Below are 22,225 nucleotides of genomic sequence, written 5' to 3' on the forward strand. Positions count from 1 at the left end.
TGCCAGGGCTAGGGTAGGTGTCCGGCTGGACACATAGTTCGCAGAGCGTAGCGAGCGGATGTGTCGCTGCTGTTACACCGGAGAGCGTCTGAACACGCCTGGTGTTAAGCCTGATGCGTGGGGGAGCGATGGATCTGACCGACTGGGCCGAGCGCTTCGAGCTGCTCGGCGACCCCACCAGGCTGGGGCTCCTCGCACACATGCACCACGTGGGCCCCGGTGTCGCGACCGTCTCCGACCTGGCCGAGGCCGCCGGGATCACCCGCAACGCCGCCTCCCAGGCGCTGCGGATCCTCCGGGACAGGGGCTGGGTGCGCGCCGCCCGGGACGCCGACGACGGCAGGGTGGTCCGCTACTCGCTCGCCGACGACACCGTGCACCGCATCCTGCACCTCATGGGCGCCCGCCACCACTGAGCCCGTAACGGGCGGCGCGTTCCCGCGAAACACCGGCGCAATCTCGCCCCGCCACGATGTGCTCATGGAGACCGTCGCCGAGACCGTGAGCCGGTGGCGCGCCGAGGGGATCCCCTGCGCGCTCGCCCGTGTCGTGGCCACCGGGGGCTCGGCTCCGCTGGCCTCCGGCACCGCGATGGCCGTGTCCGCGACCGGTGAGGTGATCGGCGGCGTCTCCGGCGGCTGCGTGGACGGGGCGGTGTACACGCTGTGCCGGGAGGTCACGGCGGACGGGCGGCCGACCACCGCGGTCTTCGGCCCCGACGGCGACGAACTGCTGGCGGTCGGCCCGACCTGCGGCGGGAGCCTCGAGGTCCTCGTGGAGTACGTCCCGCCCCACGGCGGGCACCCCGTCGACCGCGTCACCGCCGCCCTGCGCGAGGGTCGGCCCGTGGTGGTGGCCACCGCCCTGGACGGCCCGCGCGCAGGGGAGTGGGCGGTATTGGTGGGGACGGCACTGGTGGGGAACGACGACGACGACGAGGACTCGCCGCACCCCGGTGAGCCACTCGGCGACCACCCCGGTGAGCCACTCGGCGACCACCCCGGTGAGCCACTCGGCGAGCTGCTCTGCGCCCGCGCCACCGACACGCTGGGCCGGCCGGGGACCGCGGTCCTGGACAGCCCCGCCGGGCGCGTGTTCGTGCAGTCCCTGGCCCCACCGCGGCTGCTGGTGTTCGGCGCCACCGCGTTCGCCGAGGCCCTGGTGCGGATCGGGGCTCTGCTCGGGTACTGGGTGACCGTCTGCGACGCCCGCCCCGTCTTCGTCGCGCCGGAGCGGTTCCCCGCCGCCGCCGAGGTGGTGCGGTGCTGGCCCCACGAGTTCCTGCGGCGGACCCGCGTGGGCCCGAGCACCGCGATCTGCGTCCTCACCCACGATCCCCGGTTCGACATCCCGCTGCTCACCGAGGCCCTGCGCACCGACGCCGGGTACATCGGCGCGATGGGCAGCAGGCGCACCCACACCGAGCGCCTGACGTCGCTCCGCGAGGCGGGCGTGGGGGAGTCCGAGCTGCGGCGCCTCCGCTCGCCGATCGGACTGGACCTGGGTGCCCGCACCGCCGCCGAGACCGCCGTCTCGATCGCCGCGGAGCTGGTCGCCCACCACCGCGGCGGAACGGGCGCGCCCCTGACCGGCCTCGAGATGGCCATCCACCGGTGACCGACGTGTCGGGAGCCGCAGACGGTGCGCGACCCGCGCCGGTGGGGCTCGTGTTGGCGGCCGGAGCGGGGCGGCGCTTCGGCGGGCCCAAGGCGCTGGTCGAGTACCGGGGAGTGCGCCTGGTCGATCGCGCGGTGAGGCTGCTGCGTGACGGCGGGTGTGGGCTCGTCGTCGTTGTCACCGGGGCCGCCCCTCTCGAGGTGGCCTGCGCGCGGGTGGTGCACAACGAGGGGTGGGACACGGGCATGGGGTCCTCGCTGCGGGTGGGGCTGGAGGCGGCGGCCGGGCGGGACGTGGTGGTGGTGCCCGTGGACATGCCGTGGCTCGGCCCGGGCGCGGTGCGGCGGGTGTGCGAGGCGGGACCGGGCGACATCGACGGCGACATCGACGGCGACAACGCCGGGACTGCCCTGGCGGTGGCCACCTACGGCGGGCGGTGGGGCCACCCGGTGCTGCTCGGCGGGCGGCACCACCCCGGGGTGATCGCGTCGGCGGTCGGTGACGTGGGTGCCCGCCGACACCTGCGCGCGCACGCGGCATCGGTGGTCGAGGTGCCGTGCGACGACACCGGGTCCCCGCTCGATGTGGACGTGCCCGGGGATCTCGACACCGCACCCGTAACACCGGCGACACACGGGGTATCCGGCCGGTAATCGCGCGCGGATAGAACAAGGTCATCGGCTCGGCCACCCCTCGCGGACAGGCCGCGCCCCGGTACCCCGGCCCCCGTCACCTCGGCCGGCACCCCAGCCCCGGGAGCGGACATGACCACACAACCACCGAGCAGCGCGCCGACCGGCTTCAGCGTCCCGGTGATCGACCTGAGCCCCTACACCGCCGGCGACGACCCCGCCCGAGACGACCCCGCCCGCGAGCGCGTCGCGCGCGAGATCGACGCCGCGTGCTCCTCCGTCGGGTTCATGCAGATCGTCGGGCACGGCATCGACGACGCGGTGATCGAGGGGCTGGCGGGCGCGATCGACGATTTCTTCGCCCTGCCGCCCGAGACCAAGAACGGCTACCGCGTGGCCGGCGCCAACCGCGGGTACAGCCCGCCGAAGAGCGAGACGCTCAGCCTGAGCCTGGGGGTCGAGTCCGCGGGAAGGATGAACGACTTCTTCGAGGCGTTCAACGTGGGCGTCGAGGCGCGCTCCTTCCCGGACCTGGCGCTGGACGAGGCCGACTACGGGATCAACCTGTGGCCGTACCTCCCCGACTTCCGGCCCCGGATCGACGCCTACTTCGCCGAGGCCTCGCGGGTCGCGCGGACTCTCACCCGGGCGTTCGCCGACGCGCTCGGGGTGCCGCCCGAGGTGTTCACCGGGATGACCGGGCACTCGATCGACGTGCTGCGGCTCAACAACTACGCCCTGCCCCCGGGACCGGTCACCCTCGACGGCGAGCTCACCGGCATGGGCGAGCACACGGACTTCGGCCTGGTCACCGTGCTCTGGGCCGACCGCGTGGCGGGCCTGCAGGTCCTGTCCGCCGACGGGGTGTGGCACGACGTCCACCCGGTCGAGGGCGGGCTGCTGGTCAACCTCGGGGATCTCACCGCGCGACTGACCGGTGACCGCTGGATGTCCACGCTCCACCGGGTCAGGCCGCCGATCGTCGACGGCGGGATCGTGCGCCGACGCTCGGCCGCGTTCTTCCACGACGGCGACGTGGACGCGATCGTGGCCACCCTGCCGGACCTGCCCGGCGCGGACCTGTCCGCGTACGACCCGATCACCGTGCGCGACCACATCGCCGCCAAGCTCGCCGGCTCCCGCCAGGGTCGGGCCAACACCGGGGCGGTCCGCGAGGCCGCGCGTGTCCTGGCGGCAGCGCAGCAGGAAAGCCGGTGAGCGCAGGATTCTCGGGGTCGCCCGGCGCCCTGTCCGGCGCCCTGTCCGGCGCCCCGTCCGGTGCACTGGCTGATGCACTGGCGGCCTCCCTGACCGTCGCCCTGGACGCCGATCTCGCCGCGGCCGACGCCGACCTCGCCGAGCGGTACCCCGGCCCATCCGCCACCCGCCACCCCGTCCACACCCTGTACCTGCCCGCCGAGCGCGTCCACGCCGGCGTGGTGGCCGAGGTGGGCGCGGCCGCGCTCGACGCGTTCGACACCCACCTGCCGGACGCCGCCGCGCTGGTGAGAGTGTTCGGAGACGTGGTGGCAGGGGAACCCGGCACCGGGGGCGACGACGACGAGGCGCGCACCCACTCCGAGGCCGCATCCCTCCACGCGCTCGTGAGGAGCAAACTCGAGAGGGAACCCGTCGAGGACCTGCGCATCGACTTCGAGGACGGCTTCACCCAGCGCGGGGTGCCCGCCGGCGACCGCGACCGCGACGAGGACGCCCACGTGGACCGGGTGCTGGCCGAACTACTGGTTGGGCAGAGGGCGCGGTCGGAGCAGTCGGAGCAGTCGGCAGCTGCGGGGCAGGGGCCGACCTCGTCGTCGTCGCTGTCGTCGCCCCTGGTGGCACCGCTCCCCGCGTTCTGGGGGCTGCGGTTCGGGTCCCTCGACCCGCAGACCCGCCGACGGGGGATCCGCACCTTCTCCCGGTTCGTCAGCAGGCTCGCGGCGGAGGGTGGGCTGCCCCGCAGCCTGCCGAGCGGCTTCCGCCCGACCCTGCCCAAGGTCACCTCGGTGGACCAGGTCGACGCGATGGTCCGGATGTGCCGTGAGCTCGAGCAGGCCTGCGGACTGGCCGAGCGGAGCATCGGGTTCGAGATCCAGATCGAGACCCCGCAGTCGATCTGCGGGCCCGACGGCTCGGCAATGGTGGCGCGCCTGGTGCACGCGTCCGATCGACGCTGCATCGGGCTGCACTACGGCACCTACGACTACTCGGCCGCCTGCGGGATCGCCGCCGCGTACCAGGCGATGGACCACCCGGCCGCCGACCACGCCAAGGCCGTCATGCAGGTCGCCGCCGCCGGGACCGGGGTGGCCCTCTCCGACGGCTCCACCAACCGGCTGCCCGTGGGCGAGCCGGACGCGGTCCTCACCGCCTGGCAGCTGCACGCGCGTTTGGTCGACCGTTCCCTGCGCAGGGGCTTATACCAAGGCTGGGACCTGCACCCCGCGCAGCTGGTCTCCCGCTACGTGGCCACCTATGCCTTCTACCGCCGCTCGCTGCCCAGTGCCTGTGCCCGCTTGTCGGCCTACCTCGGCACCACTCCCGACGGCGCCCCGGTGTCGGCGGGATACCTCGACGAGCCGGCCACCGCCCGCGCACTGGCCGATTTCTGCGTCCGCGCGCTGGACTGCGGGGCCGCCACTGCCGGGGAGGTGGCCGAGCTTGCCGGTGTGGACAGGGCCACTCTCGACCGGCTGCGGCGCCCGGGCCTCGAGCAGCCCCACCCCGAGCACGCCCCCGACCAGGCGGAGACCACGACATGAGCGCACGCGGTGTCCCCGAGATCGTCTTCCGCGCGCACCGGGCAGTGGTCGGCTCCGAGATCGTGCCGGCCTCCGTGACGGTCTCCGGCGGGATCATCCTGGCCGTCGAGACCGGTCCCGCGGCCCCGACCTCTCCGACGCCGGCAGGCACGGACGTCGTGGACCTGGGTGACGACGTGGTGCTGCTGCCCGGACTGGTCGACACCCACGTCCACGTCAACGAGCCCGGCCGCACCGACTGGGAGGGATTCGCCAGCGCCACCCGCGCCGCCGCGTGCGGCGGGGTGACCACCCTGATCGACATGCCGCTCAATTCCAGCCCGGTGACCACCAGTCCCGCCGCGCTCGACGCCAAACTGGTCAGCACTACCGGGAAACTGCACGTGGACGCCGGATTCTGGGGTGGAGCCGTGCCGGAGAACCTCGGCCGGCTGCGCGAACTCTGGGACCGCGGGGTGTTCGGGTTCAAGTGTTTTCTGCTCCACTCCGGGATCGACGAATTCCCGCCTCTCGATGCCTCGCAGATGCTGGCGGCCATGGAGGAGATCGCCGGGTTCGGAGGGCTGCTCATCGTCCACGCCGAGGACGCCGGGACCATCGATGCACAGCCCCCACCGTCCGGGCCCGCCTACGCGGGATTCCTGGAGTCCCGACCGGTCTCCGCGGAGGTCCGCGCGGTGGCGCAGGTGATCGACGGTGTCCGCCGCACCAGGTGCCGGGCCCACATTCTGCACCTGTCGGCCGCCGACGCCCTGCCGCTGATCCGGGCGGCCAAGGCGGAGGGACTGCCTCTGACGGTGGAGACGTGCCCGCACTACCTGTCGCTGTTCTCCGAGGAGATCCAACCGGGCGCCACCCACTACAAGTGTTGCCCGCCGATCCGCGAGGCAGGCAACCGCGAACGGCTGTGGGAGGGGCTGCGCGACGGGACCATCGACCTGGTGGTCTCCGACCATTCGCCCTGCGTCCCCGAGCTCAAGCGGTTCGACAGCGGTGACTTCGGCCAGGCGTGGGGTGGTATCGCCTCAGTGCAGTTGGGCCTGCCGATCATCTGGTCCGAGGCGAGGCTGCGCGGACTGGGCCTGCCCGACGTCGTCCGGTGGATGTCGGCCGGCCCCGCCGAGTTCGCCGGGCTGGCCGACCGCGGCGCGATCCGCCCCGGCGCCCGCGCCGACCTGGTGGTCCTGGCTCCCGACGAGGCGTTCGTGGTCCTGCCCGAGCGGCTACAGCACAAGAACCCCGTCACCGCCTACGCTCAGCGGGCACTCGGCGGCGTGGTGCGCGAGGTCTACCTCGCCGGTCGACGTATCGACCTCACCGGCCCCGCCGCCGGCACCACAGTCTTCCGCCCGGCGTCCCCCGCCCCGCCCGCCCCGCCCGCTGACCCGCTCGCCCCGCCCGCTGACCTGCCCACTGCCGCGCCCGCCCGGACCGGCGCGCCATCGCTCTCACGAACGGAGCCCCTCGGATGACCGACCCCGAGTTCCTCGCCCTACCCGACCTCGCCTCCCGCGCGCTGGCCGGCAGTGTGGTGTACGCCGATGACGAGTTCTTCGCCGAGAAGGAGAACCTGATCCTGCCCTCCGAGCCGGTGTTCGACCCGGACCTGTTCGGACACAAAGGCAAGGTCTATGACGGCTGGGAGACCCGTCGGCGGCGCTCGCCCGGCCAGGACGCGGCGATCGTCCGCCTGGGCGTGCCGGGCGTGGTGCGCGGGGTCGTGGTGGACACCGCCTTCTTCCGCGGCAACTTCCCTCCGCAGGTCGCCGTGGACGGTGCCTGGATCGACGGCTACCCGGGCACCGATGAACTCCCGGGTGCCCACTGGCGGCCGTTGGTGCCTGCGGCGGCCGCGGAGGGGGACACCCGCAACCTCTTCGCGGTGTCTGACCCCGTGTCCGTGACCCACGTGCGCCTGCGGATGATCCCCGACGGAGGTGTCGCGCGGCTGCGGGTTCACGGCGAACCGACCCCTGACCCTGCGTTCCTTGGTGGAACCGTCGACCTCGCGGCCGCCGAGAACGGGGGCCGGGTGGTCGACTGCTCGGACCTGTTCTACTCCTCGCCGGCCAACATCATCGCCCCCGGCCGCTCCCGCATCATGGGTGAGGGCTGGGAGAACGCCCGGCGGCGCGACGGGGGCAACGACCACGTGACGGTGGCGCTCGCGGGCCAGGGAACGGTCGACCATGTGGAGATCGACACCTCCTATTACGTCGGTAATGCCCCGGGGTCGGCGTCGCTTCGTGGCATCGCTCGCGCGGAGGACCTCGAGCACCCTGACCGGTGGGTGGACCTCGTTCCACGAACGCCACTGCAACCGGACTGTCGGCACCGCTACCTGGTGGGGTCGGGGTCGGGAGCGGAGCCGGGTGCAGAACCGGGTGCGGCGGATCTGGTGCGGTTCGTCCGGCTCGACGTGTTCCCGGACGGCGGAATCGCCCGCCTGCGGGTCCACGGCAGGCTGAGTACCGAGGCACTCGATCTGCTCGCGGCGCGGGTCGCCCAAGCCCGGCACACCGGGCTCATGCGCTCGTAACACGGCCGAAAAACCGCGGTGCCAGACTCGGTCTGGACACCACGATGGTGCGGTCGGCCCCGCCGATCCGGCCGCCGCGTCCCGCGGCACGGCGGCCGAGTCATCAGTCAGGCATCGCCGTGGTGTCCGCCCGGGCACAGGACCCGGGTGGGCCCGCGACATCGACCCGGGCCCGCTGAACCCAGGAGATCCTCCGCCATGACCGCCGTGACCTCCGACGCCGCGACCTCCGACCCCGCGGCCCCCGACCCCGCGGCCGAGGCCGAGGCCGAGGCCGAGGCCCAGACCTCCCGCCGCCTGCCCGACGCGGACGCTCGCCTGGCGACACTCCGTGCCCGTGTGCACGAGGACATCGCCGCCACCAGCCATGCCCGTGACTGGATCCCCCGCGCTCCCGGGTCCACGGAACTCGACGTCCTGGTGATCGGCGGCGGGCAGGCCGGCCTGGGCACGGCGTTCGCACTGCAGCGCCAACGGATCGACCGCGTCCTGGTGGTGGACGACGGTCCGGAACACGAGGTGGGCTGCTGGGACCGCTATGCCCGCATGCACACCCTGCGCAGCCCCAAACATATGAGGGGCATCGAGTTCGACGTCCCCTCCCTCCACGTCCGGCGCTGGTTCGAGGCCGTCTACGGAGAGGCCGCCTGGGCCGCCGTCGAGCTCATTCCCCGCCTGGACTGGAACGACTACCTGCGCTGGTACCGGGAGGTCACGAGGATCAGCGTCCAGCATCGGACCCGGGTCACCGCGATTCACCGCCCCGCCACCCCGGACGGGCCGTTTTCCGTGGATCTGCGTGGTCCGGAGGGTCGGGAGACCACGCTGACCGCCCGGCGCATCGTCTGCGCACTCGGGCTCGCGGGCGGGGGCGGTGTGCGCGTGCCGGAGTTCATCTCCTCTCTGCCCCGCGAACGCTGGTTCCACACGGAGGACCCGATCGACTTCACCGCATTGCGGGGTCAGCGGGTGGCGGTGCTGGGCGGCGGCGCCTCCGGGTTCGACAACGCGGCCACCGCGCTGGACCACGGCGCCGTCCGGGCGCATGTGTTCGTGCGACGGGCGACGGTCCCGGCCTCCAACCCGCTGCGGTGGATGGAGTTCCCGGGCATGCAGGAGCGCTTCTACGACCTGGACGACCAGCGCAAGTGGGACTTCGGCGTGATGTCCGGAGGTCTTCCGCAGCCGCCCACGCAGCACGCGGTGTGGCGGTGCTTCACTCACTCCGGCTTCGCCTTGCACACCGGCTGTGGGTGGAACGCAGTCTCGATGGTCCACACCGGCACCGGTGGGCAGGAGATCGCGATCGACACCACCAGGGGGCGGTTCCACGCTGACGTCGTGCTGTCCGCGACCGGATACCAGGTGGACCTGCAGATGCGTCCGGAGCTCACCGAGTTCGTCGACGACATCGCGTTGTGGTCCGACCGCCACCCTCCCGCGGTCGATCACCCGGCCGGACGGAGTCCCTACCTGGGTCCGGGGTTCGAGTTCACCGAACGCGATCCGGGCACCGCCCCGTGGCTCACCCGGCTGCACCACTTCTCGACCGGTGCGCGGGCCTCCATGGGCGTCACCGGGAACCAGCTCTCCGGGATCTACGGCGGGATCGGGCGGATCGCCTCGGCGATCACCACTGCGATCACCCGCGAGAACTGGGACAGGCTCGCCGGTGACTTCGCGTCGTTCGAGCACATCGAGGTCCGATCCATCGGTCCCCACGACGCCTCCGACGGGTGGTATCCGACGAGCTCGCGCTTCTGACGTCGAGAGTCGCGCGCAGCCCATCAGAACGGGGGCTCCTCGTCCGACAGGGGAGTCGACGGCGTGGGCGGAGACACCGGACCGGTCTGTGGTGCCTGTCGCCAGAGTCGAGCCTGCGCACGGAGGTTGCGTCTCTCGACATCGCGACGGTGGCGCAGGTGGGGTCGCCGCCGCGACTCGGCCGATCCGGAGCCGGTCTCACCCGCTTCGGCTGCCTCCCGCTGTAGTCGGCTCGCCTCAGGGTGTCGTGGTGCGGCGTGGCCGGCGAAAGGCCCCGTGGGGAAGGTCGTGATGCGGGTTGCGGGGTCCCTGTTCGGGTGGTGGGGGCCGTGTATCCACACGTATGAACCGTCGGTCTCCCGGTAGTAGGCCCACACCCCGTCGGTCTTGAGTCTGTGGTGGAAGCGGCAGAGGGTGCCGAGGTCGTCGCACGTCGTGTGTCCGCCCTGGTCGGGGTGGTCATGGTCGAAGGGGACGATGTGGTCGAGGTCGGATTTCTCGGCGGAGGTCTGGCAGCCGGGGAAAACGCACGTACCGTCGCGCCCCCGACAGAAGCGGGCCAGGGCCTCGGACGGGGTGTGGCGCCGCGCAGCGGCGGTGTCCGGATCCGCGAGTTCGGAGAGTGCGTTGACCCGCCGCCTGGCGTCGCGCTGCAGTTCCTCGGCGGTGTGCCGGGTGATCGGCCCGTACCCGGCGAGGGTGATGCCGCGATTGTCCGGGGTGCCATCGTCGTATGCGTGGATGATGACCCGGCGAGCCGCAGACCGGGCTTCCGGGTCGGCGGGGTGTTCTCCTTGCGGGTCGGGCAGGCAGGCCCAGCCGCGGCTGAGCGCGAGCAATCCGGCGGCGCGGAGCTGGCCGAGGGGGCGCGGATCGTCGGCCGAGGCGGTGCGGGCGAGGGCCTCGATACGGTCCGCGATCTCCAGCGCGTCCTCGGCGGTGAGTGTGGCCGAGATGATCGCACGGTCGTCCCGGAGGGGCACCAGCTCCACGTCCTGGTCACGTCGCGCCTGCCGGGCGCGGGCATCGGCACCGAGTGGATCGCAGGCCGCGACGGTCTTGATGAGCATCTTGCGCAATGGGCCGAGCCTCGGCGGGTGGGTCCGGCGCCTGGTGGGAGCCAACCCGTCGCTGATCCGCCGATCGAGTTCGGGCATGAGGTGATCGGCCACAAGGGCTGTCTCCTCGGCGATGGTGTGCGCGGCGAGGATTCCTATCCACCCCGTCGCCAGTAGCGCCGCCGTTCGGGGGAGCCGTTCGGTCAGTTCGACCGCGGTGGTCACCAGACGGGATGCGCCGTGGCGTGAGAGCGCCATAGAGGCGCCGATCATCGTGGCGGCGGCGTCCCACGGATCACGATGGCGGTCGTGCTCGGTGGCGAAACGATCGGTGGCGGAACGGACACAGTCGTAGGCGTAGGCGAGCGTCCGACCCTCGGCCGCGCAGATCGTCCTCTGGGCGAGGTAGCCGCGTTGTTGGCCCGGGTCCCACCGGGCGAACGCCTCGGGGACCAGCACGGGGAGTGCGGGCCCCGTCCACGTGGTGAATCCGGGAGGCGGGATGAGCGCCTCGGGAGGCTCGACGTCGTCGGAAGCAGGGGGAGGTGTCGCGATCATGGTTCGATAGTATGTTCGAGATCTGACACGGTGTGGAGGCGTGGATTCCGTGGGCCTGACCTGCGATGCCCTGCACGCGGCGTGCAGGGCATCGCAGGTCAGCGGGGTGTGGGGCGACGGTCCGACGGGGTTCGGCGGAGTGCCGGCGGGAGAGTGTCCGTGGAGAAGAAGGGACTCCGGGCGGCGCGGGATGGCACGGGATGATTCGGTGCGGGTCCGGGTCCGGGTCCGGGTGCGGGTGCGGGTGCGGGTGCGGGTGCGGGTGCGGATCCGGTGGTCCCGACCTGGGGTGCCCTGCTCGGCCCCTGCAGGGCAACGCAGGTCGGAACCGTGTGGGGCGGTGACTCAGCCCGGTCGTGCCACGATCAGGCAGGCCTGCCCGCCCTCGGGCACGTACCAGCGGTGGGGGAGGGTGCCGTCGTACCTCGCGACATCCCCCGCCTGCAGTCGGCTGAGAGACTCGCCCACCTCGAGCAGGACCGTGCCCCTGGTGACGTACACCCATTCGCGGCCCGGGTGTTCGAAGAATCGGCCCGGCACGTGATTGGTTTCCACGAACTCGAGGAACTGCGTGTCGTTGGGCCCGCCCGGAAGTAGTCGGGTGTGCCCTCCGACGGTGCCCTCCGCGCGGGTGAGGACGGCGCCCTCGGAGGCGCGACGAATGTCCACGCGTCCGCCCGTCGCCGGTGGCGAGTCGCCTGCCGTCGACGGGTCGCCCGCCGGCGCGTCGGGGCCTCCGGGCGTCGGGGCGACGGCGTCGACCGCTTCGAGTAGGTGCGCCTGTGTGGTGCCCAATGCGTGGGCGAGCCCCTCGAGCGTCGACATGCTCGGGGCCGCCTTGCCACGCTCGATCTGGCTGAGGAACGGTTGCGAGATGCCGGCCTGGCCGGCCACCGCCACGAGGGTAAGGCCGAGTTGCTGACGGTGGTGCCGGATGCGTGCACCCAGGCGCGCGAGTCCGTCGCCACGTAACCCCGACACCGGTGTCTCCCATCGGCAGTGAGCGGTTACAGATCAGATCCGGCGGGGTAATCCGGGCGAAACACCGACCCGTGACACTGATCTGTATTGACGAGGTCAATATCCCGCGTCCTGGTCGAAAGCGCAAGGCACCACACCGACCCGGCCGGGGACGGTCCGGCAGAGCAGGAGAACCCAGTCAGTGGACACACTCACCCGCCAGCGTGGAGAAGGGTCCCCGGAGCCAGGCGCTGCCGCCCCGAGGCTGGACGGCGCAACCGCCAGGTCCGGCATCACCGCCCCGGAGCCGGACGGCACCGCCGGGAGGCAGGTCGACCGCATCGCCGGGGTGGGGCTGCTCGACGGCCGGGTGGTCGACGTGGACATCGCGGGCGGAGTGGTCGTGGCGGTCACCGACGCGGGAGTCGACACCACCGGGGGGTCGGGGCCTGTGGGGCCGGCGGTGATCGACGGTCGCGGCTACATGGCCCTCACGGCGCCCGCCGAACCGCACGCCCACCTGGACAAGGCCCTGAGCTGGGGTGCGACGCGCCCACCGGGCTGCGATCTGGGCGCCGCGATCGACGCGTGGCGGGCCTTTGCGGTCACCGTGGACGAGGACGAGATCCACGGACGGGCGCTGGCGGCGGCGCGGAGACTGGTGGCCAGCGGCACCACGGCGGTGCGCACCCATGTGGATCTGCACAGAGAGGGTGACCCGCTCCGCGGAGTCCGGGCCATGGTCCGGGTGCGCGACGAGCTCGCGGACGTGCTGGACCTGCAGATCGCGGTGATGGTCCGCGATGAGGACCCCGCCGAGCGGGCCCGCGACGCGATCGCGGCCGGGGCCGACCTCATCGGTGGCGCCCCGCACATCGCCCCCGACACCGCCGCGGAGACACACAGGTTGATCGACCTGGCCGAAGAGCTCGGGGTGGGCGTGGACCTGCACGTCGACGAGTTCCTCGACGGCGACCACGGCATGCTCACGGCCTTCACCGACCGGGTGGCCTCGTGGGAACCGGGCCGAATCCGGACGGCCGGTCACTGCTGCCGGATCGGCACGATGGACGCGTCCGGTCAGTCGGCCGCTGCCACCGCGCTGAGCGGCGCGGGTGTGGGAGTGGTGACACTGCCCGTCACCAACCTCTACCTCCAGGGGCGGGCGGAATGCACGTCCACGCCGCGCGGGCTGCCCCCCGTGCGGGCACTGCTGGACGGCGGCGTCACCGTGGGCGCGGGTGCGGACAACGTGCGCGACCCGTTCAACCCGGTCGGCCGCTCCGACGCGATCGAGACGGCGATGCTGCTGGTCATCGCTGCCCACCTCGACATGGACACCGCATGGCACCTGGTCACCGACGGCGCCCGCGACGTCATGGGATTGCCGCCCGCCGGTCCCGCTCCCGGCCGCCGCGCAGATCTGCTGCTCGTGCGCGCGAGCGGGCTCGACGACGTGATCGCCGACGCGCCCGTGGACCGGATCGTGCTTCGCGCGGGCCGCATGGTGTCCGCGAGGGCGTCCGTCCTCGTCGACCCCTTCCTCACACAGACCTCGACCCTCACACAGGCCTCGACCCACCCGCCCGATCTCCAGGAGGCACCATGACGACCCCAGCCCGCCCCGTCCTCCGGCCGGGTACCGAGATACTCGGTTTCTCCGACGTCGGGGTCACCTACCCCAACGGCACCCGCGCGCTCGAGGGCGTGGATCTCCGCGTGGGGGCCGGAGAGTTCGTCAGCGTGGTGGGACCCTCCGGGTGCGGCAAGTCCACACTGCTCGGGCTGGCCTCCGGCCTGGCGACCCATACCGACGGCTACTTGCAGACCGGCACCGACCGGGTGGGGTACGTCTTCCAGGACGCCACGCTGCTGCCGTGGCGCACCGTCGCCCAGAACGTCGAGATGCTCGCCGAGCTCGACGGGATCGGCAAGGCCGAGCGGCGGCAGCGGGCGCAGGAGGCAATCGACCTCGTGGGGCTGACCGGCTTCGAGCACTCCCTGCCGCGAGAACTGTCCGGCGGGATGAAGATGCGGGTGTCGCTGGCCCGGTCGCTGACGCTGGAGCCCGAGCTGTTCCTGTTCGACGAGCCGTTCGGGGCCCTCGACGAGATCACGCGGCAGCGACTCGGTGACGAGCTCCTGGAGCTGTTCGCGGCCAAACGGTTCGCCGGACTGTTCATCACCCACTCGGTCGCCGAGGCCGTGTACCTGTCCACCCGGGTCGTCGTCATGTCCGGGCGTCCCGGCCGCATCGTCCACACCATCGACGTCCCCTTCGACGTCCCCCGCGACCCCGAGGTCCGGTACTCGGCCGACTACATCAACCTCGTCGGCGAGGTTTCCCAGGCTCTGGAGGAGGCACACTGATGAACACCACCACCACCGCTGCCGGCAGCACCTCGGCCGGCAGCACCTCGGCCGAGCCCGACGCGGACCCCGGGTCCGACACCCCGGCCCCGGGCGGGGCGACCACGGTAACCGCGCCCACCTCGGCGGAGACCGGGCGGCGGCGCCGGATCTCCGCGGACGGGGCGCTCGTGCGGATCGGCGGCCCGCTGGTCGTCCTGGCCGCCTGCCTGGCCCTCTGGTACTTCGTCAGCTACGTCGTGCTCGAACCCGCCCGCCGTTTCCTGCTGCCCCCGCCGCACGTCGTGATCACCGACGGGTTCCTCGGGCCCAATTTTCCGGCCATGCTCGAGGCGTTGGGTCGCACGACGGTCGTCGCCCTGACCGGCCTGGCGATCGCGTTCGTGATCGGGGTGGTGTGGGCGATCCTGATGAGTCAGGAGACGTGGGCGGAGCGCTCGCTGTTCCCGTACGCCGTGGTGCTGCAGTGCATCCCGATCCTCGCGCTGGTGCCGCTGATCGGCTTCTGGTTCGGTTTCGGGTTCACCGCGCGGGTGTTCGTCTGCGTGCTGATCGCATTGTTCCCGATCGTGTCGAACACCCTGTTCGGCCTCAAGTCCGTGGACCCGGGTCTGCGGAGGCTCTTCCGGCTTCACCACGCCGGCCGACTGACCGTGCTTCGCAAACTCGAGGCACCGGCGGCGCTGCCCGCGCTGTTCGAGGGCCTGCGGGTGGCCGCAGGGCTCTCCGTGGTCGGGGCGATCGTCGGCGACTTCTTCTTCAAGCAGGGGGACCCGGGGATCGGCATCCTCATCGACACCTATCGGGCGCGGCTGCAGTCGCCGGAACTGTTCGCCTCCATCCTGCTCGCCTCGCTGCTCGGTGTGGCCGTGTTCCTGGCCTTCGGGTTACTCTCCCGCAAGGTGGTGGGGCGGTGGTACAACGCCGACGACCAGCGGTGATGGCGAGAGTCTCGCCCCGGCCGTAACCCACATCTGCCCGACCGGCAACACAACCGAAACGTAGCACCGCTTCACTATAGATATTGATCACGTCAATACGGGAGGCCTGATCCGGCCCCCGGGAGGAGACCCAGATGCGCCGCACCCACACCACCAGGACCGTGCTCTCCGTGGCCGCCCTGTGCACCCTCGGAGCCGCCACACTGACCGCCTGTGGTGGTTCCGATTCCGAGTCCGCCGAGGCGGCGTCCGGATACAGCGGTGAGATCGGGGCCGTCGACCTCAGCGAGAGCTGCCCCGCCACCGTGGTCGTCCAGACCGACTGGAACCCGGAGGCCGAGCACGGACACCTCTACGAGCTGCTGGGCCCGGAACCCACTATCGACGCGGGCGCCAAGGCCGTCTCGGGCCCGCTGTTCGCCTCGGGGGAGTACACCGGGGTGGACGTGGAGATCCGCACCGGTGGCCCGGCAATCGGTTTCCAGCAGGTCACCGCGCAGATGTACCAGGACACCGACATCATGCTCGGCTACGTGGACTCCGACCAGGCCGTGCAGAACTCGCTCAACAATCCGACGATCGGGGTGTTCGCGCCGCTGGACATCAACCCGCAGATGATCATGTGGGACCCGGAGACCTACCCCGACGTGGCGCGGATCGCCGACCTCAAGGACGAGGGGACCCGAGTCCTGTACTTCGAGGGCAACGCGTACATGGACTACCTCACCGGTGAGGGCATCCTGGACCCCGAGCAGGTCGACGGCAGCTACGACGGGTCGCCGTCCAACTTCGTGGCGGCCGGCGGGTCGGTCGCGCAACAGGGTTACGCCAGCGCCGAGCCGTTCATCTACGAGAACGAGGTCGCCGAGTGGGGTAAGCCCGTGGCCTACGAGCTGCTCCACGACACCGGGTACCCGATCTACAAGTCCATGATGGCGGTGCGCTCGGCCGAGCTCGAGGACAACTCCGCGTGCCTGGAGATGCTCGTTCCGGTCCTGCAGCAGGCCGAGGTCGAGTACTTCGCGGACCCGGATCGCACCAACGCGGTGATCGTCGACGCCGTCGAGCAGTTCAACACCGGCTGGGTCTACAGCTCCGAGCTGGCCGACTTCGCCGTCGAGGCCATGCTCGACCGGGAGATCGTCGGCAACGGTCCCGACTCGACGGTCGGCAACTTCGACGAGGAACGACTGGCCGACATCGTCGGGATGGTCACGGGCATCTACGAGGCCGCCGACGTCGCGATCGCCGAGGACGTTGCACCGGAGACCATCGCGACCAACCGGTTCATCGATCCGGCCATCGGGATGAACTGATCCCCCCAGTGACCACCCGATTCAGGAAGGCACCCCAGTGAGCGAGACCCAGACGGCGTCGCCGACGGCTCCCACGGCCCCGGACGTGGCCGGACTCGTCGAGGATCTGAGTGACCTGCTCGGCCCGGAGCTCGTCCTCACCGACGACCGCAGCCTCGACAAGGCCTCACAGGACGGCTCGTATCTCAGCCCGATCCTGCGTGCGCAGTGGCCGATCGGCCGCCCCGAGGTGGTGGTTCGGCCCACGAGTGTCGAGCAGGTCCCGCCGATCGTCCGCGCGGCGGTCCGCCGCGGGGTCCCCATCACCTCACGCGGAAAGGGCACCGGCAACTACGGGCAGGTGGTGCCGCTGCACGGTGGTCTCGTGCTGGACCTGACCGCCCTGAGGGGCATCGACGACGTGGACCCGGAGGCCGGGACGGTCACCGCCGAGGCAGGCGTCCGCATGATGAGCCTGGAGAAGCGGCTCGCACGCGACGACTCCCAGCTGTGGATGTATCCCTCGACCGTGCAGTCCACGCTGGGGGGCTTCCTGGCCGGGGGGTCCGCAGGGACCGGAACGATCGTGCACGGCCGCAACCACGAGGGGTTCGTCGAGGCGCTCGACGTGGTCTACGCCCACCCCGACGCCGAGATCGTGCACCTGACCGGGGAGGACGCCCAGCCGTTCGTGCACACCTACGGGGTCGCGGGGATCATCGTCCGCGCCACCGTGAGGATCGAACCCCTGCAGGACTGGCGCTGCCTCTACGCCAGCTTCGACGATCACCACGACGCCTTCTCCGTGGTCCCGCGCATCCACCGTCTCGACCCTGCGCCGCGGCTCTGCTCGGCCGATGGCGCCCACGTGGCCGGGTGCCTACCGCCCGACGAGGCCATCCCGCCCGGCCGCGCGAGTCTGCGCGCGATCGTCGAGGCCTCCGTCGTGGACGAGGTGAGCGCCCTGGTCACCGGTGCCGGGGGAGTGGTGGAAGCGGTGCGCAAGGGGGTCAACGAGTCCATCAAGGTCTCGACCCTGTCCTACAATCACCCCACCCACTGGTTGCAGAAAGCGGAGCCGGACACGTGGTTCCACATGGAATGCCAGGGTGACGCGCTGGTGGAGCGGTTGGACGAGGTCGAGGCCGTCTATCCGGGCGGAACCCTGCACCTCGAGGCCGGCCACGGCCGAATGTTCGGCATGCTCAACGGTCACTACACCGACCCGGAGGCCGCCTACGCGGGAGTGCCCGTCCTGGAGGAGCTGGGCGTGAGGGTGCACTCCCCGCACCAGTACCGGGTGGACCACGGAACCGAGGAGGTGCGGGCGTTGGCGGCCCGGACCGACCCCCACGGCCTGCTCAATCCCGGGCGGTGGGAGGAATGATCGGGCCCGCCCGGCGCTATGCGGACCTGAGCACCGTCGAGGCCGCGCGGGTGGGCCGGGGCGATCCCGTCGCCGTCATCCCCGCCGGTGCGATCGAACCCCACGGCCCCCACCTTCCCCTGGCCACCGACCTGATCGTGGCCGAGGAGGTGGCGGCCCGGGCGGTGGCCGCCGCCGCAGCCGGGGAAGGGGCGGGGGGCGAGGTCGACGCCTGGCTCATGCCCGCCCTCGGATACACCAAGAGCGACGAGCACTCCTCGTTCCCCGGGGCGATGTGGATCACCGCGGACACCCTGCTGTCCCAGGTCCGTGAGCTCGGATCCGCACTGAGCGCCAGCGGGTTCGGCCGCGTGCTCTTTGTCAACTGCCACGGCGGCAACTCCGCCCTGCTGGAGGTGGCGCTGCGGGAACTGCGCCGGCGCAGCGGCCTGCGGACCTTCCTGTACGCCGGTCGGGCCAACCCCGGCCCCACCGAACTCGGCATGGGGATCCACGCCGGGTGGGCCGAGACGTCGATGATGCTCCACCTGCGCACGGACCTCGTCGACATGTCCGTGGCCGAGGCCAGGATCCCCACCGGAGTGGCCGGGTGTCAGCACATCGGGTTCACCGGCCCCGTGAAGTTCGGCTGGCTGGCCGATGACCTGTCCGACACCGGGGTGATCGGCGACCCCACCGGCGCCGACCCCGACACCGGTGCACGACTGGTGGCCGATCACGTGGCCACCGTCGTCGGCGCGCTCGCGGAGATCGCGGTCTTCGACCCGGCGCGCGGAGTCCGGGGCGCCGACCTCTCCGCCGACCTCTCCGCCGACCTCTCCGCCGTCGCCGCAGGGGGAGGTCCGCGATGACGGCCGCCGAACTGCCCGGGGCCTGGGCGGGCGAGGCGGCCACAGCGGGGGTCACCGTGCCGGAGCCGGGTGACGATCCGCTGGCCGCGATGGTGGCCTGGCTCGCCGTCGACCCCCACGACCCGCCACTGGGCGTGCTGGCCACCGTCGACCCGGACGGGACGCCCCGGTGTCGGCACCTTCTGATCTCCGGTGCCACCCCCGAGGGCCCGACCTTCCACACGGACTCGCGATCCCAGAAGGTGGCGGACCTCGCGGCGAACCCCCGCGCCACCCTCGTGGTGCTCAGCGCCGACCGGACCCGCCAGCTCACCATGACCGGCCCCGCAGCACCCACGGACCGCGAGGAGCAACTGCTCACCTATCGCGACCGGACCCCGTATCTCAAGCTGCTGGCCTGGACCAACAGTCCCGCCACAGCGGCCCTGCCCCCGGCCGGACGACGGGAGGTGTGGGCGGAGACCGTCTCCCGGCACGGGCCCACCCCGCAGGACCCGCCCGACACCTGGACCGGGTACCGCCTGCGGCCCGAGGCGGTGACGTTCTGGCGGGGCGAGCCCGACGCGCCCTCACACCGCCGACGGTTCCACCTGCGTCCCGGCGGCTGGCTGGCCGAGGACCTCCCGGGCTGACACGCCGCGCCGACCGCGCGCGCCCAACCCTTGCCGCCGCCCCGAGAACGAGAGACCCCTCATGATCACCTTCACCGATGCGCTCGTCATCCCCGTGACGACGACCCCGGGAACGACTGCAGCCGACGCCCCGCCGTGGTTCCACGGCTGGGTCCACGTCGACGAGGACGGGCTGATCGCCGCGCTGGGTGCCGGTGATCCGCCGCCCGGACTGCCCGGCACCGTCCACGACCTGGGTGGGTCGATCCTGGCGCCCGGGTTCGTCTCCGCGCACAGCCACCTGTTCACCGCCGGGATGCGCGGCATCGCCCCCGACGACACGCTCTACGGGTGGGTCTCACGGATGGGCGAGATGATGGTCGGGGCCGAGGCCGAGGACCTGTACTGGTTCACCCTCGCCGGCTGCCTGGACTTCCTGCGCAACGGCGTGACCAGCGCCTACAACTTCACCCAGAGCCGGGTGGTGGCGGTGTTCGACCACGCCACCTCCACCCTGGTCGCCGAGCGGGTCCACGACGTCGAGTTCCTCACGCGACAGATCGACGCGCAGGCCGACTCGGGACTGCGGTGCGTCACCTCGACCCGGCTGGACGACGAGCAGCTGCCCGAGGCCGAGTGCTTCGAGGCGTTCGCCCACGTCACCGAGCACCGCCAGCGCACGGTCCCCCGGGACCTGGATCTGGGCGGATCGGTGTTCGGGTCGGTGCAGTGGTCGTCCTCGCCGGTCACCGCCGAACGCGAACGGCACGCCATGGCGACCCACCGTGTGGGCAACCAGGCGCACTTCGTGGAGACCGCCGAGCACCTGGAGGTGCAGCGGGCCAAGTTCGACTGGTACGACCACGCCGGGGTGTTGGGCCCCGCCTTCTCCTTCGGCCACTTCGTCCACCCCACCGAGCACATGGTGCGTCGGGTGGCCGACACCGACTCCGCGGTGATCTGGCAGGCCACCTCCAACGGCCGGCTGGGATCCGGTATCGCCGACGTCGCCGGGTACCGGGCCGCGGGGATCCGGGTGGGGATGGGGCTCGACGACCAGTCCTGCACCGACGTCTCCGACCCGTTCCAGAACATGCGCATCGGCCTCTACACCCAGCGGGCCGTCCACTCCGACGCCTCTGTCCTGGCCGCGCACGAGGTGCTGCGGATGCACACCCTGGGTGGCGCGGAGGCGCTCGGCCTGTCCGGCCGGATCGGCAGCATCGAGGTGGGCAAGCACGCCGACCTGCTGGTCGTGGATCCCACCGCCCCGGCCACCGGGCCGATCTGGGACCCGGTGGCCACGTACGTCCTGGCGTGTTCGCTGCGCAACCTCACGCACGTGTACGTGGGCGGGCGGCTGGTCGCCGAGGGGGCACGCTCACTGCACCCGCTGGCGGACGAGGCCGACGCCCAGCTCACCGAGCGGATGATCCGCTCGGCGCGGGCGCGCGGGTTCGCCCCGGCCTACACGCGGCCGGTGGGGGTGCGCTCGTGACGGCGGGGGGCGGCGGCGCGGTCCTGATCGAGAACTGTGCGGTCGCGACGATGGACGACCGTGCCGGCGCTGAGTACGCCAGCGGTCACGTGTTGCTCATCGGCGGCCGGATCGCCGCGGTGGGGGCGGGGCCGTGCGACCCCGCGCTCGTCCCGGAGGGCGCGGAGCGGGTCGACGGCACCGGCTGCCTGGCCACGCCGGGCCTGGTCAACACCCACCACCACCTGTACCAGTGGCTCACCCGCGGGCTGGCGGCCGACGCCACGCTCTTCGAGTGGCTCACCGCCTCCTATCCGGTGTGGGCCGGCATCGACGCCGACGACGTGCGTTCCGCGGCGCTCGGGGGACTCTCGCACCTCGCGTTGGGCGGCTGCACCACCACCACCGACCACCACTACGTGGTTCCCGCGGACGCCGGCGACGTCTTTGCCGCCGAGATCGAGGCCGCCGCCACGGTGGGGCTGCGGTTCCACCCGTGCCGCGGGTCGATGGACCTGGGCCGCAGCGCGGGCGGACTGCCGCCGGACTCGGTGGTGGAGGGCATCGACGCGATCCTGGCCGGCACCGCCGAGGTGATCGACCGGCACCACGACCCCGCGCCGGACTCGATGTGCCGGATCGCCGTGGCGCCGTGCTCCCCGTTCTCGGTGACCGGCGACCTGCTGCGCGCGAGTGCGGAGCTGGCGCGCGAGCGGGGCGTGCGCCTGCACACGCACCTGGCCGAGACCGACGACGAGGAGGTGTTCTGCCGCGAGAGGTTCGGCAGCACGCCCATGGAGTACATGGAGTCCGTCGGGTGGACCGGTGCCGACGTGTGGTTCGCCCACACCGTGCACCTGGACGACCCGGCGATCGCCGCGATGGCCGCCGGCGGGATGGCGGCCGCGCACTGCCCGGTCTCCAACGGTCGGCTCGGCGCCGGCATCGCCCGCGTCCCGGACATGCTGGCCGCGGGCGTGGCGGTGGGTCTGGGCGTCGACGGCGCCGCCAGCAACGAGTCGGGCGTCCTGTGGGAGGAGATGCACCAGGCGCTGCTGCTGGCCCGCGCCACCCGTGGCCCGCGGGCCATGGACGTGCGGACCGCGTTGCGGATGGCCACCGTGGAAGGCGCGCGGGCGTTGGGGCGTCAGGAGGAGATCGGCCGGCTCGCACCGGGCTACCTGGCCGACGTCGCGCTGTGGCGCCTGGACACCCCCGCGCACGCCGGCATCGACGACCCGGTGGCCGCGCTGGTCCTCGGCTCGCGTCCGCCGATGGCCGGGGTGTGGGTCCACGGCCGACGCGTGGTGGCCGACGGCCGGGTGCTCACCGTGGACACCGATGCCGTGGCCCGGGACGTCGTGGCCGCCCGTCGTCGCCTACTGGCCAAGGCCGGGTGAGCC

Annotated in this window: 19 protein-coding genes; 17 read left to right on the forward strand and 2 right to left on the reverse strand. The window is 72.1% G+C overall.

Annotated features, from left to right (window positions below; genetic code table 11):
* Positions 1-128: 128 nt before the first annotated feature.
* From ABD250_RS02485 to ABD250_RS02520, 8 genes are all read left to right on the forward strand, one after another.
* Positions 129-416, forward strand: a complete 288-nt coding sequence (locus ABD250_RS02485) for an ArsR/SmtB family transcription factor (protein WP_179523269.1) — start codon at positions 129-131, stop codon at positions 414-416.
* A gap of 64 nt (positions 417-480) precedes the next feature.
* A complete protein-coding gene (locus ABD250_RS02490) occupies positions 481-1,617 on the forward strand; it encodes an XdhC family protein (protein ID WP_344390398.1) in 1,137 nt (378 codons plus the stop codon).
* Positions 1,614-2,270 (forward strand): nucleotidyltransferase family protein, encoded by a 657-nt coding sequence (locus tag ABD250_RS02495; protein WP_344390401.1) that lies wholly within the window; start codon positions 1,614-1,616, stop codon positions 2,268-2,270. Before ABD250_RS02490 ends, ABD250_RS02495 begins: the two co-directional genes overlap by 4 nt.
* A gap of 111 nt (positions 2,271-2,381) precedes the next feature.
* Complete coding sequence (locus ABD250_RS02500) at positions 2,382-3,467, forward strand: isopenicillin N synthase family dioxygenase (protein WP_344390403.1); 1,086 nt, start codon at positions 2,382-2,384, stop codon at positions 3,465-3,467.
* Positions 3,464-5,011 carry a DUF6986 family protein gene (locus tag ABD250_RS02505; RefSeq protein ID WP_344390405.1) on the forward strand — a complete coding sequence of 516 codons (1,548 nt, stop codon included), beginning with the start codon at positions 3,464-3,466 and terminating at the stop codon, positions 5,009-5,011. Before ABD250_RS02500 ends, ABD250_RS02505 begins: the two co-directional genes overlap by 4 nt.
* Positions 5,008-6,483 carry an allantoinase AllB gene (gene allB / locus ABD250_RS02510; RefSeq protein ID WP_344390407.1) on the forward strand — a complete coding sequence of 492 codons (1,476 nt, stop codon included), beginning with the start codon at positions 5,008-5,010 and terminating at the stop codon, positions 6,481-6,483. Before ABD250_RS02505 ends, allB begins: the two co-directional genes overlap by 4 nt.
* On the forward strand, positions 6,480-7,550 hold the full coding sequence (gene alc / locus ABD250_RS02515; protein WP_182659428.1) for an allantoicase: 1,071 nt from the start codon (positions 6,480-6,482) through the stop codon (positions 7,548-7,550). Before allB ends, alc begins: the two co-directional genes overlap by 4 nt.
* A 198-nt stretch (positions 7,551-7,748) precedes the next feature.
* The gene (locus ABD250_RS02520) at positions 7,749-9,314 is read left to right on the forward strand and encodes an NAD(P)-binding domain-containing protein (RefSeq protein WP_344390410.1); all 1,566 of its coding nucleotides are present in this window, start codon (positions 7,749-7,751) and stop codon (positions 9,312-9,314) included.
* Positions 9,315-9,337: 23 nt separating this feature from the next.
* Here the strand turns inward: ABD250_RS02520 and ABD250_RS02525 are convergent, their stop codons facing one another.
* On the reverse strand, positions 9,338-10,930 hold the full coding sequence (locus ABD250_RS02525) for an HNH endonuclease signature motif containing protein (RefSeq protein ID WP_194306782.1): 1,593 nt from the start codon (positions 10,928-10,930) through the stop codon (positions 9,338-9,340).
* Between the two features lie 345 nt (positions 10,931-11,275).
* The gene (locus ABD250_RS02530) at positions 11,276-11,911 is read right to left on the reverse strand and encodes a helix-turn-helix domain-containing protein (protein WP_344390414.1); all 636 of its coding nucleotides are present in this window, start codon (positions 11,909-11,911) and stop codon (positions 11,276-11,278) included.
* 181 nt (positions 11,912-12,092) lie between these two features.
* Between ABD250_RS02530 and ABD250_RS02535 the strand changes: the two genes are divergently transcribed.
* The 9 genes from ABD250_RS02535 (at position 12,093) to ABD250_RS02575 (ending at position 22,222) form a co-directional block, all read left to right on the forward strand.
* Positions 12,093-13,499 carry an amidohydrolase family protein gene (locus ABD250_RS02535; protein WP_344390418.1) on the forward strand — a complete coding sequence of 469 codons (1,407 nt, stop codon included), beginning with the start codon at positions 12,093-12,095 and terminating at the stop codon, positions 13,497-13,499.
* Complete coding sequence (locus tag ABD250_RS02540; protein ID WP_182659603.1) at positions 13,496-14,260, forward strand: ABC transporter ATP-binding protein; 765 nt, start codon at positions 13,496-13,498, stop codon at positions 14,258-14,260. The genes ABD250_RS02535 and ABD250_RS02540 overlap by 4 nt, the downstream gene beginning before the upstream one ends.
* The gene (locus tag ABD250_RS02545; RefSeq protein ID WP_344390422.1) at positions 14,260-15,201 is read left to right on the forward strand and encodes an ABC transporter permease; all 942 of its coding nucleotides are present in this window, start codon (positions 14,260-14,262) and stop codon (positions 15,199-15,201) included. The genes ABD250_RS02540 and ABD250_RS02545 overlap by 1 nt, the downstream gene beginning before the upstream one ends.
* 134 nt (positions 15,202-15,335) lie before the next feature.
* Entirely contained in the window at positions 15,336-16,517 is a 1,182-nt protein-coding gene (locus ABD250_RS02550; protein WP_182610657.1) for an ABC transporter substrate-binding protein, read from the forward strand.
* A gap of 37 nt (positions 16,518-16,554) precedes the next feature.
* A complete protein-coding gene (locus ABD250_RS02555; protein ID WP_182610658.1) occupies positions 16,555-17,883 on the forward strand; it encodes an FAD-binding oxidoreductase in 1,329 nt (442 codons plus the stop codon).
* Positions 17,880-18,734 carry a creatininase family protein gene (locus tag ABD250_RS02560; RefSeq protein ID WP_241730863.1) on the forward strand — a complete coding sequence of 285 codons (855 nt, stop codon included), beginning with the start codon at positions 17,880-17,882 and terminating at the stop codon, positions 18,732-18,734. The genes ABD250_RS02555 and ABD250_RS02560 overlap by 4 nt, the downstream gene beginning before the upstream one ends.
* Positions 18,731-19,366 (forward strand): pyridoxamine 5'-phosphate oxidase family protein, encoded by a 636-nt coding sequence (locus ABD250_RS02565; RefSeq protein WP_344390429.1) that lies wholly within the window; start codon positions 18,731-18,733, stop codon positions 19,364-19,366. The genes ABD250_RS02560 and ABD250_RS02565 overlap by 4 nt, the downstream gene beginning before the upstream one ends.
* A 61-nt stretch (positions 19,367-19,427) precedes the next feature.
* A complete protein-coding gene (locus ABD250_RS02570; protein ID WP_344390431.1) occupies positions 19,428-20,843 on the forward strand; it encodes an amidohydrolase family protein in 1,416 nt (471 codons plus the stop codon).
* Positions 20,840-22,222, forward strand: coding sequence for an 8-oxoguanine deaminase (locus tag ABD250_RS02575; protein WP_304816828.1), 1,383 nt, complete (start codon positions 20,840-20,842; stop codon positions 22,220-22,222). The genes ABD250_RS02570 and ABD250_RS02575 overlap by 4 nt, the downstream gene beginning before the upstream one ends.
* Positions 22,223-22,225: the final 3 nt, after the last annotated feature.

It is taken from the genome of Dietzia cercidiphylli, assembly GCF_039531545.1.
Classification (GTDB): Bacteria; Actinomycetota; Actinomycetes; order Mycobacteriales; family Mycobacteriaceae; genus Dietzia; species Dietzia natronolimnaea.